Source organism: Pedobacter frigiditerrae (genome assembly GCF_004331645.1).
In the GTDB taxonomy this organism is placed as follows: Bacteria; Bacteroidota; Bacteroidia; order Sphingobacteriales; family Sphingobacteriaceae; genus Pedobacter; species Pedobacter frigiditerrae.
The window spans coordinates 20839-34382 of sequence record NZ_SJSK01000007.1; the positions used below are offsets into that span (position 1 = coordinate 20839).

The 13544-nt window shown below is 37.3% G+C and carries 12 protein-coding genes; 6 read left to right on the forward strand and 6 right to left on the reverse strand.

Features of this window, described 5'->3' with window-relative positions; translation table 11 throughout:
- The first annotated feature begins 257 nt into the window (after positions 1-257).
- A complete protein-coding gene (locus tag EZ428_RS21295; RefSeq protein WP_131555346.1) occupies positions 258-1886 on the forward strand; it encodes a sodium:solute symporter family transporter in 1629 nt (542 codons plus the stop codon).
- 100 nt (positions 1887-1986) lie between these two features.
- Here EZ428_RS21295 and EZ428_RS21300 read toward each other — a convergent pair whose 3' ends face one another.
- The 3 genes from EZ428_RS21300 to EZ428_RS21310 form a co-directional block, all read right to left on the reverse strand.
- Positions 1987-3312 carry an SWIM zinc finger family protein gene (locus tag EZ428_RS21300; protein ID WP_131555348.1) on the reverse strand — a complete coding sequence of 442 codons (1326 nt, stop codon included), beginning with the start codon at positions 3310-3312 and terminating at the stop codon, positions 1987-1989.
- Between the two features lie 6 nt (positions 3313-3318).
- Positions 3319-6402, reverse strand: coding sequence for a DUF6493 family protein (locus EZ428_RS21305; RefSeq protein WP_131555350.1), 3084 nt, complete (start codon positions 6400-6402; stop codon positions 3319-3321).
- 174 nt (positions 6403-6576) lie between these two features.
- Positions 6577-7554 carry a GlxA family transcriptional regulator gene (locus tag EZ428_RS21310; protein ID WP_131555507.1) on the reverse strand — a complete coding sequence of 326 codons (978 nt, stop codon included), beginning with the start codon at positions 7552-7554 and terminating at the stop codon, positions 6577-6579.
- 139 nt (positions 7555-7693) lie between these two features.
- Between EZ428_RS21310 and EZ428_RS21315 the strand changes: the two genes are divergently transcribed.
- Genes EZ428_RS21315 through EZ428_RS21330 form a run of 4 tightly spaced genes read left to right on the forward strand, consistent with a single transcriptional unit; the run spans position 7694 to position 9366 of the window.
- On the forward strand, positions 7694-8119 hold the full coding sequence (locus EZ428_RS21315; protein WP_131555351.1) for an SRPBCC family protein: 426 nt from the start codon (positions 7694-7696) through the stop codon (positions 8117-8119).
- An 18-nt stretch (positions 8120-8137) separates the two neighbouring features.
- Positions 8138-8521 carry a DoxX family protein gene (locus EZ428_RS21320; protein ID WP_131555353.1) on the forward strand — a complete coding sequence of 128 codons (384 nt, stop codon included), beginning with the start codon at positions 8138-8140 and terminating at the stop codon, positions 8519-8521.
- Positions 8511-8960 carry an SRPBCC family protein gene (locus EZ428_RS21325; RefSeq protein ID WP_131555355.1) on the forward strand — a complete coding sequence of 150 codons (450 nt, stop codon included), beginning with the start codon at positions 8511-8513 and terminating at the stop codon, positions 8958-8960. The genes EZ428_RS21320 and EZ428_RS21325 overlap by 11 nt, the downstream gene beginning before the upstream one ends.
- Before the next feature lie 10 nt (positions 8961-8970).
- Positions 8971-9366, forward strand: a complete 396-nt coding sequence (locus EZ428_RS21330; protein ID WP_165501847.1) for a VOC family protein — start codon at positions 8971-8973, stop codon at positions 9364-9366.
- 68 nt (positions 9367-9434) lie between these two features.
- On the opposite strand, the gene EZ428_RS21335 is transcribed toward EZ428_RS21330, so the two are convergent.
- From EZ428_RS21335 to EZ428_RS21345, 3 genes are all read right to left on the reverse strand, one after another.
- A complete protein-coding gene (locus EZ428_RS21335; RefSeq protein ID WP_131555359.1) occupies positions 9435-10391 on the reverse strand; it encodes a hypothetical protein in 957 nt (318 codons plus the stop codon).
- Positions 10392-10469: 78 nt separating this feature from the next.
- Complete coding sequence (locus EZ428_RS21340) at positions 10470-11054, reverse strand: helix-turn-helix domain-containing protein (protein ID WP_131555361.1); 585 nt, start codon at positions 11052-11054, stop codon at positions 10470-10472.
- A 161-nt stretch (positions 11055-11215) separates the two neighbouring features.
- Positions 11216-11452: an HTH domain-containing protein gene (locus EZ428_RS21345; RefSeq protein ID WP_131555363.1), complete on the reverse strand. Its 237-nt coding sequence runs from the start codon at positions 11450-11452 to the stop codon at positions 11216-11218.
- A gap of 178 nt (positions 11453-11630) precedes the next feature.
- Between EZ428_RS21345 and EZ428_RS21350 the strand changes: the two genes are divergently transcribed.
- On the forward strand, positions 11631-13355 hold the full coding sequence (locus EZ428_RS21350; protein WP_131555365.1) for a S1C family serine protease: 1725 nt from the start codon (positions 11631-11633) through the stop codon (positions 13353-13355).
- Positions 13356-13544 lie beyond the last annotated feature (189 nt).

Here is a 13544-nt window from a genome sequence, read left to right on the forward strand (position 1 = left end):
GGCTCAGCACAGCTAATCGTAATGCGTTAGGAAGGGGAGTTGAATAGCTGTGCAATTGCATTACGATGCCCTCCCGATAGCTATCGGGACAAGCTGGGTATGACGACTCTCGCTAGATACTCCTTCGAACTGAGCATGACGACTCTCGCTAGGAAGGAGCGAAGCGTTATTAAATAGAAATAAATTGAAATACGATTCCCAATCAATTTGGGAATGATTACCTTGACTAAACTAAACTAACCAAACTAAACCAAATAATGAACCATTTGCAAACCGCAGACTACATTGTCTTTTTTATTTATTTTATTGCCATATCTGCTTATGGCTATTACATCTATCACAAAAAGAAGTCGAAAGATATCAGTTCAAAAGACTTTTTCTTAGCCGAAGGATCACTTACCTGGTGGGCAATTGGCGCTTCCTTAATTGCTTCTAACATTTCTGCTGAGCATTTTATCGGGATGTCTGGCTCGGGTTTCGCCTTGGGTTTGGCCATTGCATCCTACGAATGGATGGCAGCTGCTACACTGATCATTGTGGCCATTTTTATCATTCCGGTCTATCTCAAGAATAAGATTTTTACCATGCCTCAGTTCCTTGCCACGCGATATAACGACAAGGTAAGTACAGTAATGGCGGTGTTTTGGTTATTGGTTTATGTATTTGTAAACCTTACCTCTATCATTTATCTGGGTGCTTTGGCTATTTCTTCTATCTCTAACATCAGTTTTGAGTGGTGTATTGTTGGTCTCAGTGTTTTCTCTATGATTGTAACCTTGGGTGGGATGAAGGTAATTGGGTATACGGATGTGATTCAGGTTTTGGTATTGATTATTGGTGGTTTAGTGACCACTTATTTAGCCCTTTCTTTACTCTCTAACGAATATGGTTTTGGAGATGATATTTTTGCAGGACTTTCTGTGCTTCGTAAAGAAGCGCCTACACATTTCCACATGATCTTTAAGTCGTCTGATCAATATTACGACAAGTTACCAGGGCTCTCGGTGTTGATTGGTGGCATGCTGATTAATAACTTGGCTTATTGGGGATGTAACCAGTACATTGTACAACGAGCTTTGGGCGCAGATTTAAATACCGCACGTAAAGGAATTTTATTCGCTGCATTTTTGAAATTGCTTGTACCTGTTATAGCGGTGCTGCCGGGTATTGTGATGTTTGTATTGCACAACAAAGGTCTGTTTCAGGCAGAAATGTCAAGTGAAGGGGTTCTTAAGCCAGACCATGCTTACCCAACCTTAATGAACCTATTGCCTCCAGGGTTAAAAGGCGTTGCTTTTGCTGCACTTACTGCGGCTATTGTAGCTTCTTTAGCGGGTAAGGCAAATAGTATCTCTACTATTTTCTCTTTAGATATTTATAAGAAATTCTTTAACAAAGAAGCCTCAGATCGTAAAATGGTTAATGTTGGTCGTTGGGCAGTAGCTATCTCTATGACCATTGCCGCCATTGTAACACCTGCCTTAAAATCATTAGATCAGGCCTATCAATTTATTCAGGAATATGTGGGCTTTATTTCGCCAGGGGTATTGGCTATTTTCTTGTTGGGTTTCTTTTGGAAACGTACAACGGCTGCGGCTGCAATGACAGGTGCACTGATTACCATTCCACTTTCTACAGTATTAAAGTTTTTACCTGTGTGGACAAATGGTGCCTTCCCAGATTTGCCGTTCTTTAACCGAATGGAAATAGACTTTGTGGTAATTGTATTGTTAATGGTTGGTATTAGTTTAATGAAACCGCAAACTTTGGCAAATGAGAAGGCCATTGAAGTGGATACCTCTATGTTTAAATTCAGTACCAGTTTTGCGGTGGGCTCAATTATTATCACAGGTATTCTCGCAGCTTTATATACTGTTTTTTGGTAGGAGGTTGAGGTAGCCTACTAAATAAAAAAGCATCCCGATAATTAATGGGATGCTTTTTTGTTTCCAGTCCTGTTGATGTGTATATGAGAAAAAGTATGCCTTAGGTTAACATCTTTACCGCCAGGATATGCTTACAGATTCCTCTTTTTCCCTGATAGGCGGTAAACCAATCGCAAGTACATCTGTGATCTTCATTATGGATAACTACTTTGTGTTGTACTCCCGTACCTCTTACGTTAGCTTCAATATAATTTTCTTCTTTTTTAAGAATCAAAACATCTGCATTATCAACCAGTTTTTTGGCATTTTTTAGCCTGGGGTTTAGACTTAATATTCTATCTGTTTTGAAAGGTAGCTGTCGGTAAAAATGATTTCCAGCGCTTAGGTCATAACCCAGCAAACCGATTGAGGATAAACTTGAAGTAAGTTGGCCCATGGTGCCAAAATCAATATCATTTTCAATGGATAACAGAGTAGGGTCAAATGTTTCATTAGCTTTTAACAAGCTATTAAGCCCGTAAACCCATTCTAAGGGCAGGTTATCTGTCATATGTTCCAATGCTTTTCCCTCGCCCGAAAAACCTCGGTAAGCATCAGGGGAAAATGCCATCAATAGTTGCATTTTTCCAAATTCACATACGATAGCGCAACTTTCTTGATCTAGAGATACATATACATGTATTTTATCTACTATGGGTAAAATTCCCTCTAACAGTCGGAGCCTATGGATTCCGCCTATGCGTACACCATCTGCTGTTGGAAGTGTAGAGAACATGAATTTACCAGTTCTTTTGGTGATGAAAAAATCACTCTTTACGTTTCCTTTCGGTAAGGTTTGAAAAAGTTGTATGGTCTGTACCTTATTCAGTTCGAACCTAAGGTTCATGTCTGCTAGGTATAACTGCACACTGGTAAGGCCTTTGATCCAACGCATGGGCAAGGTTACTTTTTTCTCCTTTACGGTTGTTTTTGAGGTGATGACTTGTAATTCGCGATGGCCAACAGCGAGGGTTACCTTTTCGTTTTTCTGAATGGAGTTTAACGCGTTTAACATCGGGTCGTTAAAATCCACGTTGGTTGTACCATTGGCAATAAATTCTCCATCAATTGACTCTGGCTTCATATCTAGTCTTACGTAAACACCATTACATGAAGAGAACCCCTCAAACCTAATCCTCTCTGTTCCTGCAGAAACGATAGGGTCACGTAGACTGGGTGGTATTGGGCCAAAGCTTGATCGAACTACCTTTGCAATGGTGCTCCAGCATTTTGCTGTGATATAGGGGTCGGTAAGGCTGCCCCAAAAGAAGCAAGGTATGTTATTGATAGTTTCAATTTCTGTTTGGTGGGCTAAAATCAAGCTATTTACGCCTTTTACTTTAGTATAAGTGGAGACACCGTTATAATGGTATTGCAGGTCTGTCATGCCTTTTTATTTTAAGATTTGTTTGGTTAGGGATTTGAGTGAAGCGTTGTCTTTATGTTTCTCAAAAAAAGTAATGGTATTTGGAGAAGGTGGTTGATTTGTGCGGTAAAGTAGATCGACATAATGCTCTACAAAGCGTTTAAAATTAAGGGGTAGTTTATCAGCTAGATGCAAATGCATAAAAAAGCGTTCCATTAATTGCAAAAATGCCGAATTGTGAATTGCGGAAATGTCTTTTAAGGTAGCAAGGCTTTCGACTAACCTTGAAAAAACGCCGTATTTGTTTGATGCAAGGTAGGCTATTTTTTCTGCGAGCAGATCTACGTCGATGGTTCTTTTTTCGATTAAATTGATCAGTACTTCTGCTGCCATTATCCTGATCTCTTTCTTTTCTTGGAAGAATATACTGGCAAAAGCTAACATGGTGATTTCTGAGAACCTGAACCCGGGGGCATTGATTACATTTAGAAATCCCTTTAGCTCTAGGCTACCTCCACTGGCGTTTACGCAGGATCCGCGTAGTAAAAAATAGCTTAATGCATCTGTATGTTGTGGCATCAGACTATTCCAGTAGTAAACGTCTCCTTCGTTTAACTGGTATTCCCATCCTTTTTTTGAGCCATAAAGATCTTGAGCAAATAGATAGGGGGAAGGAACGATCTTATAGGCAGAAAAGTCGAAATTAAATTCATACCAAGAAGGTGTTCTTTCTTTTTTCTTGGTCACGTAGTTCATGAATTCATTCCACTTCTCTTCCATCCTGGGTTTAGGCCTGAAGGGTGCAACAGCGAAATCCAAATCTTTAAGCTGGGTTTGTTCAAATTCCTTAAAAACTTCATTTGGATAATATGTCCTTGCAGCTATAGCCCATGTATAACTCAGGTCATCAGGTGCTGGGCCGCTAATCTTTGTAAATAACTTGTTGAATAAGGATGAAGGTTTAATTGAAATTTTTGTAGTTGTGCCTAAGCAGAATGCCATTAATTCTTTAAGCTCACCTTTTAGTTGGTCTAGCAATGGGATGGCCTCTTGTATGTTTTTACGAGGCATTCTACTAATGGCAACACTTAAGTCTAATTTATTTATTGTTTCATTGTGATGTTGACGGGCAATGAGTCTTTCCATTAAAACTTTAGGGGCTACCCAATGCGGGTAGTGCGTAGGAAAGGAAAGCAAAGGCGACTTCAACCCACTCCGCATTCGGGCATCTGCTGCTTCTAGTATCTCTTTACCTAATAATAAGGTTTTGATTTTGTGATACTGGCTATTTTTTACCCTGTATATTGTGTTGTAATTTTCTATTTTTTGCTCAAGAAAAACCGAAACATAAGCCTTAAATACATTATTAAAGTACTTATTATCTAGTTGCTTTTTATAGGGTTGAAGTTGCACTGAGTAATCGACAGGGAATAAGCTGGTTTGCATGATAAAAGCGTTCACTAATATTTCTGAGTGTGCTACATCATCTGATGCAATAAATTTGCCGAACAAATAGAGAATGTCATTCCAGTTTTTTGGTAGTTCAATTGGAGTTGTGAGTACTTTTTCTTCTTTTGATTCAAAAAAATAGTTCTCTGCTTGCTCAGGTGAGCCATGTATGATTTCCTTATCTAAAAAATCACTTAAGCTAGAAGAGATATTTCCCTGCATCAATGGAGTATAACCAGATAATTTTTCTTGTAAGTTTTTATCTTTTACGGATGCTATTTTCAATAGCGTTTTGGTGGCTCTTTCCTGAAGGTTCATGTCTGGTACTACAAATACATCTGCAACCAGGTTGGTAATCTTTTTATTGAGTTTTGGATATAGCTTATTTATTTTTTCTAAAATCGGAAGACCATTTTTGATGGCAGCTTTGTTGTCATTACTCATCATTACAGGCTCCATCCAGTCAAGAAAGGAAGTGGCATTAAATTTTTGATGGTCGTAAATTTTCTTGATCAGCTCTATGGCAAAGTTGATAACAGGTGGTATGGCATTGTGTAAACAAGAAAAGATATTCTCTTGGTGAACAATCAGTTCTTCTGCGGTTGGTTGGATGTCTACCAGTCTTTTTCGGAAAAATGACCTTAGATTACTGTTCCAGTCCTTGGTCTGAATCAGTACAGCTTGCTCGATAAAATGATTTCTGTTGATTTTGCCATCTTGCAACAACGTTTTAAAGATAATTTCCCAAGTATTATAGGCATTGTATGGTTCATCTTTATCATCCCTGAAATGGTGAATGTGTAGGTCAGTTTCATAGTTGAAAAGCTCTAGAATATCACGTTCATAGGCCAAGGGATCATTTACTACATTGCGGATAAAATCTCTGGTTTTTAGTTTGCCATGGTATTCGTTGAAACCTGCTATACATATGGCAAATAGTTCGGGGTGATGAACAATCAGGCTTTCGTGCTCTAATAGGCGTAAGGTGGGATAGCTAAATCGTCTCCATTCATTTTTTTTAGTATGTTCCAGTAGGTAATCAGCAATCCATGCTGGATTGGCCCATTTAATGATTTCCAGAATGGGTGGTTCCATTATTTTGCTAAAAAAATCGAAAGCCTCGTCCCAGGACAGGATATCTGTTTTATTAAATATGGCAACGGCACTTGCAGTGATAATCTGCTTTTGTTTTTCATCTCCACGTGTTCCCCAACTAGAGCCGGCTCTTGTAAATGCCGGTTCATCTTTAAAATCAATGAACGTCATCCAATACTTTTTACTCTTTTTGATGTGTTTTTTTAACACCTCAATATTGCCAGTTGAATTTTCTTTTAGAAATGGTAACAACTGCGAGAAAGCTCTAGATTTGATGATGGAATCATAAACATTCAGGATTTTATCAGTGTCTTTTGTAACCGTATTGCCAACTCTTGAAGTTTGGCTTTTAACTACATCTCCACTTTCTGAATAACCCTTCTTGATTTTTTCATTTAATAGTTTCTCTGCCGCCTTTAGGCATTCGGTTTGATCTGCAAATGTTTTGGTCTGGGAAACACCATTAGTGCCGTTTTTACCATAAGTAACCGTATAGGCTGTGTCAACTACTTCAATCTGCCAAAATTTATTCGAGGTATCGTCAATGTATTTAAGGTGTTTCTTCATGTTGTTACTTAATTCTCCAGTTTCTTTTGATTAAAAAATTAACTGATTGAAATATTGGGATGTTGGATTTCTAGGGCGACTATCTTGAAAGTGATGAATGTTTTTAGTGTTGGGGTTTAATGCTTTTTCAAAGTAAAAAGTTCAACTTATAGCATGAAATAATGTATTTAAGCTCTAAACCTCATTTGCTAACCTTGCGAACTTATTTCTGTACTCAATAGGCGTAAGGCCGGTAATTTTTTTAAATATTTCCCTAAATGCTTTTGTATCTGTGTAACCTACATCAAACATGATTTCTGTAACGTTTTTTCTCGATGCTTCGAAGTAAGTTTTGGCAGCTTCAATTCTTACTCTTTGTATATATTCTAAGGGTGTGTTATTGGTAGCTTCCTTAAATCGCCTTTCGAAAGTTCTACGGCCTGAATTAATTAAATTGGCTAAAGTCTCTATTGAGATCTTATCGCCATAATGGTTTTCAATGTAATCTTGTACTTTTTGGATATCACTATCGCCATGATTTCTTTGTCCCTTGAATATGGCGAATTGAGATTGACTATCTCTGCCGATATCCAATGCAAAGTATTTTGAAACCATGATTGCTGTTTCTCTATCTGAAAATTTTTCTAGCAAGTACAATATTAAATTCCATAAACTACTTGCTCCGCCACTGCTGTAAATGTTACCATGTTCTGTTATAATTGCTCCATCTTCAACCTCTATATCTGGGTATCTTTCTCTAAACTCATTGATGTGCGCCCAATGTGTAGAGCATTTTTTGCCATTCAGTAAACCTGTTTCTGCTAAAAGAAAAGCACCAATACACAAACTAGCCAGGCTTGAGCCTTGATCGTGCAGTTTTTTAAAATAAGGAATTGCTGCTGCATTGGCTTTTATACCCTTAAGGGTATCACCAAAGGTAGGTGGTATAATCAGTAAGTCTGTTTCAGCGACATCTTTGAGCAAGCGATCAGTTTTTATAACATACTCGCCATTGTTGGCAGGTACATATTCTGTTAAGCCTACATATTCAACTTTAAAAATGGGCTTTTTACCAAATGCAGTTAGAAACTCATTGGCGGTATTAAATGTTCTAAATGGTGGCGTAATGGCTTCAATTACGCCATGGTCAGGCACAAAGACAGAAATCTGCATATCAAACAAAAAATATTGAAACACAAGTTAAAATTAATTTGTCATAATTCACCCCTAATTTGTCGTTTTCGCAACAGCTATAATTTTAGGTGCTACTGTACTTTTGAATTGTAAAAATTAACCAACAAAAATAAAAACAATGGCACAATCAATAAAAGTTACGGTAGAAGCAACAGTAAATGCTCCTGTAGAAAAAGTATGGAAGGCTTGGAATACACCGAGCGATATCATTAAATGGAATACTCCCGATCCAAGCTGGCATACGCCAAGCAGTGAAAACGATTTAAGAGTAGGCGGTAAATTTAAAAATAGGATGGAGGCTAAGGATGGAAGTTTCGGTTTCGATTTTGAAGGCGTATATGACAGTGTGGTATTAAATCAAGAAATCACCTATACCATGGGTGATGGTAGACAAGCGACTACACTATTTACTGAAGAAAATGGTAAAACCCATTTGGCAACCACTTTTGATACTGAAACGCAAAATGAGCCTGAATTTCAGAAACAAGGATGGCAGTCCATCTTAAACAACTTTGTGAAATATGTTGAATCAACCAATTCATAAACCTTAATCCTTAATCAAATGAAAAAGAATAAAATCATCTTTTGGGTGGCAACTGCCATCATCATCCTTTGGGAAGGCATCATGCCACTTAGCACCATTCTATTTACACCAGAGTATGTAACTGTTGGTACAAGGCCATTAGGCTATCCAGATTACTTTGCCTATGCGCTGATCATCTGTAAGGCATTAGGCACATTGGCCATTGCATTGCCTCAAACACCAAGTAGGTTAAAGGAATGGGCTTACGCAGGGTTAACCTTTAGCCTGATCTTTGCATTCATAAGCCACGCATGCGTAGATAAAAACATCATGTATATGCTATTACCAATTATAGTTTTGGCTATACTTATGGTTTCGTATACCTTTAATCGTAAACTAAATCTTAATAACAATGGAAAGTAATTCAGTTTCTTTACACAGGGTGATCAAGGCGAGCCCCGAAAAAGTATTTAAAGCATTTGAAGATCCTACAGCCCATTCAACATGGTTGCCACCTTATGGTTTTGTATGTACCATACAGGAAATGGATTTTAAAGTAGGCGGTAAATTTAAGATGACCTTTATTAATTTTGGTACAGGTAATGGGCATTCTTTTGGTGGAACATATCTTGACATTAAACCTAACGAATTCATCAAATACTCAGATAAATTCGACGATCCTAATTTACCTGGAGAAATGACAACCACGATATGGCTGAATAAGGTTTTGTGTGGTACCGAACTTAAAGTGTTACAAGAAGGAATCCCTGCAGTAATACCTGTCGAAATGTGCTATTTAGGTTGGCAAGAATCATTAGAGAAATTAATAAAATTGGTAGAACCTGAAATTCCAGATGCTTAATACTTCGGTTATGACTAGTTCTAAAGGTGAATTTAAGAGTGCGATCTTCCTTACATTTTCTGGGAATTGTAAGGAAGCACTCTCATTTTATCAAACTTGCTTTGGAGGTACATTGCAATTTGAAACTTTTGAAAAAGAATTACCAGGTTATAAAGAAACGCCTGTTGTTAGCGGATCGCTTATTGCTGATGATATCATTATCCATGGTTCTGACTTAGTGCACAACGAGGGAAGAATAATAGGGAATTACATGGCTATTTTTATCAGTTGTGCAAATGCGGATGCTAGAAAGGCACTTATTGAAAAACTGGAATTGAGTAAGCATGATTCTTCTACTAGAAATGATGATGATCAATTGATTGAGCTAATTGATGCTTTTGAGGTAAGGTGGGTTTTAGGTGTTTGATAATAGGTTTAATTTTAGGATGCCATCCAAGGGCGGTTTCAGATCTTTGTGATGGAAAGCTTTTTGTCTCATTTCAAAAGGGCAAATTTTTTGTTCTTGGTATCTAGAATAAGTTTGTATGATAGAAAAAGTTTGTTTCCCGTCATCCCCCCTATACCCAATTTCGTCATCATTTCGACCTGTGCACTGCTAACGCCTTCCATATAAGTTGCGTAGCCAATAGGAATGGCCTGACCCGAGATTTCAATGTTGGCTGTGGTGCTAAGGCTGTTAGCGGTAAGGACCTTGTCCCAAGAACTGACCTTGCTGGTGAAAAGAGGCGCATTGGTAGTAGCTAAGGCTAGAACAGTTTTCTGATCTGTAAGCAGGGAATACCTGCTAGAACCCGTATCGAAGAATAACATGGTTTGTTTCCCATTCACTTTTGCTGGCAGTATGACACTGCGCCTGAAATAGGTAAAACTTGTATAAGTGCTACTTTTTAGAAGAGTTACTGCTTCAGGAGAAATGGTAAGCTTTTGTTTTGGGTAATCAAGAGTCATGGTTTTACCATCGATAAGGTCGACACCAAGGGTGCCGATGATTATTGGCGAATTGTCGTTCCAATCGATATTGCCATTGCCGAAATCTCGCATCACGATCTTTTCCGCTCCAATCTTTGTTTTTCCAATGCTGAAATCTATAGTAGCAGTAGTGCCATTGATTGTTGCCTTTGCCTTTGGATACTTTATGGTAATGGTTTGGAGCTTTTTCTGGTAGAATAATGAATATGGCGAGCCAAGATCAAACTGCATGTAAAAGGTCTTTGGGCAGCCTGTAAGTTTTACAGGAATTAGGATGGCAGAATGTTTTTCCCAGTGATTGAGTACTGAATCTCCCTGCCATTTAAAGGCTATCGTATATTCAGTTGTTGGTAAGTGCAATTTGTTTTCGACTGCTTGTGGCGTACTCTGAGACTTTGTAGGTAAGGTGAAACATACTAAGCAGGCGATGGTGAGTATGAAAGTTTTTTTTAGGTTTTGCATATCTTTTTGTTTGAGATTGCAAAGCTATTTACGAGAACTGTTTCTAGTTATGTTTTTAAGGTGTCATTTGCCCGACAATCACCCGACATTATTGGTATAAAGTTCTCTTTTTATCTTTATAAAGTCTTTGGTAAGGAGGTATGCATTAAAGAAGTACATTAGAAGTAAAGGCCAAAGAAAGTTAATCAGAATGATTCGATCTAAGTAAAAGGCACTAACAATATTGAAACACAGGCAGAGTAATAAAAGTAGATTGGTTGCCGCTACCCAGATGACCTGTGTTTTAATGGTTTTTCTGGAAAGGGTTTTTGTTTTTTGATCTTTAATATCTGCTCTTTTCAATAGCCACATGGGAATGAGGAAATGAATGATGGGGATAAAGATGAAGCTAAAACAACTCAAAGTGAGTAGTTGTAGGAAGTGTATGTTGTCCTCACTCAATGTACCTTGGTTTTTCGCATTTCCTGGTGCCTCAAAGATCAGTGATTCATAAGAAGTGTCTAGTGCTTTCGCAATAGCTGAAACTGTAAATGATCTAGGTATGCTATTACCATTTTCAATCCGCTGGATGGTGCGCACGGTGACATTTGTGAGTTCAGCAAGTCGCTCTTGGGTGATTCCCTTGCGTTTTCTTTCAGCTGCTATTTTTTCGCCCAGTTCCATTTTCCTTATTTAGGTAGGTAAATATAATAAGTTTGATGATGAATTTAAGTCAAGGTCATAAAAAGCCTTCAGTCCTCTAAATATTTTAATTCGTCTAAAAAAAAATGCCCTTTACAGCTCTCTGGATGAAGTAGTAAGATTTTTATCTACCAAGATTTAAATTAAATACTAGGTCTAAATTCTAAGGCAACAATAAATCTTCCAGGTTTCTGGTAGCAAAAACTTCGTTTTAACCGATTATAGCGTATTGCTGCTCCATTTTCATTCATCATTTCCAGGTACCTACTGATGGTACGTTCACTAACACCAAATTTATTGGCAAGCTCTTTCCTTGTGCCCGTGCTGCTAGAGGAAATGAGGTAATCTAGACTTTCGTAAAGGTTGATTTTGCTTCTCATCTAATTTTGTCGCCTTTGTTTAGTATAAAGAGTAAAAAATTAAGCTATTTGCCCATTTTGATGATAACTTTCTTTTGTGAAGTGTAAAAAAATATTGTCAAATTATTTTTGAGTGACAAATTATGGCAAGTAATGATGCTAAAATTGCGGTTTTAACAAAAGAACTAGCATTGGGATAATGATTATAAATAAAATTAAGCTTAAAGTAGATGTTTGTGTCAAATTAAATCGCCTTTTGAGTTTGGTAAGTTTGATTTTACTTGCCTGTTGCTTAACTAATGTAAGCGCACAACAAAAGGAAACAGCTAAAGCACAGACTTTTTTAGATATGGCTATTCAAAAAGCATATGCTGCAAGTGTTAGGATTTGGGGATTTGATGTTGAAAAAAACGAACGTACCTCAGCACAGTTTAGCGGTGTTGTGGTTAATGAAAAAGGAATAATACTTACTGCTGCCCATACTATTTCTCCTGGCAGAACCTATAAAATATTTTTTCCTGATGGTAGAGCCGCAATTGCTAAAGCACTTGGACGGATAGATTTAGCAGCAACTCCAGGAATTCCAGATGCAGGTATGCTACAGTTGTTGGATAAGGGGCCGTTCCCATTTGTTGAGATGGGTTTTTCGTCATTACTTAAAACCAATGATCCTTGTATCAGTATTTCTTATCCAGAAAAGATAAATCTAACCTTGCCCACATTAAGATATGGGAACATAGCTGAAGTTAAAAATGAATATGGTTTTATCAGGTCTACCTGTAAAATGGAACCTGGAGATTCTGGTGGTGCATTGTTTGACCAGTATGGAAGGTTAATTGGCATTCACAGTGCTATTGATGTTAAAGAAGACCAGAATTTTGAGATCCCAATTGATATTTATCACAAATACTGGACTGCGTTGCAGGAAGTAATTAATTATAGTAAGTATCCAATTAAAGAAGATAATTACAGTCCAAACAAAGCTATTTTTGCTGATAAAGCCATAACGATTGATGCCATTGTTGCTAAAAACGCTATAAAGTTGGCCAAAGTAAAAAATACTGTATTGGCACTAACAAGTAAAATAGATGGTTTAGACAGTGAAGCAATGGGAACCATCATTAACTACTTCAGTCTTGAAAAAACAACGGAACAATTTATTCTTAGTAAAAACAGTATCGTTGGAGATTTACCAATTTTAAATATTGAAGGTTTAAAAATTCGGCTGCACATTGTTAAAAGAGATTTGCAAAATGATTTAATTTTATTAAAAGCAGATAAAAACATTAAAGGAGGTGTGAATATTGATGCAAGTAAAAATATGGAGGTAAAGCTTGGCGGAATAGTCGTTGCATTATTGCCCGACGGAAAGTACCAAAGAGGGATAATTGGAAACGAGCCTTTAGCATTGGAGAAAAATAGTAGCATCCCTTATTTGGGTGCATCTATATTATTTAAATCAAGTCCGGCGGCTGTTACAGTTGTAAAACCTGGAAGCCCTGCGGCATTGGCAGGCATACAAACAGGCGATTTTATCATGAATATTAATGGTGTAAATATAAAGCAGGCTAATGAATTTGCACCAGAACTGGCAAAATATTGGGCTGGTGAAGAGGTAACAATTGAATGGCTAAGGGCTGACCAAAAATATACTAAATCAATTAAATTGGTAAACAAACCATTCGTGGCTAGTAAACATCCTGTTGATAAATTTGCGGGTGGAGGTTCTGAAAGGAGGGATGGGTTTAAACAAGTATTTACCTTTGATGCTATTTTGTTGCCCAAACAAAGCGCTGTCCCGGTATTTAGCCTTAACGGTCAATTTTTAGGAATTAATATAGCAAGGTATAGCAGGGCTATAAGTCTAGGTATTCCTTATGGCATAATCGTTGATTTTTTAAAAGAAATACCAAGTCTGAAATAGAAACCTGTGACTGTTTTACATAATAGTGTAAAAATAACACTAAGTGCGGCTTTATTTTCAGGTTTGCCATAAATGCTACGTAACCATTTTTTAATCTGATTTTCTAGTCATTAGTTGGTTTCCGTAAATAAATAAATGAGAAAAATAGTTTATTTATTTTATCAAATTATTGATTTTAAGTTAATTGCA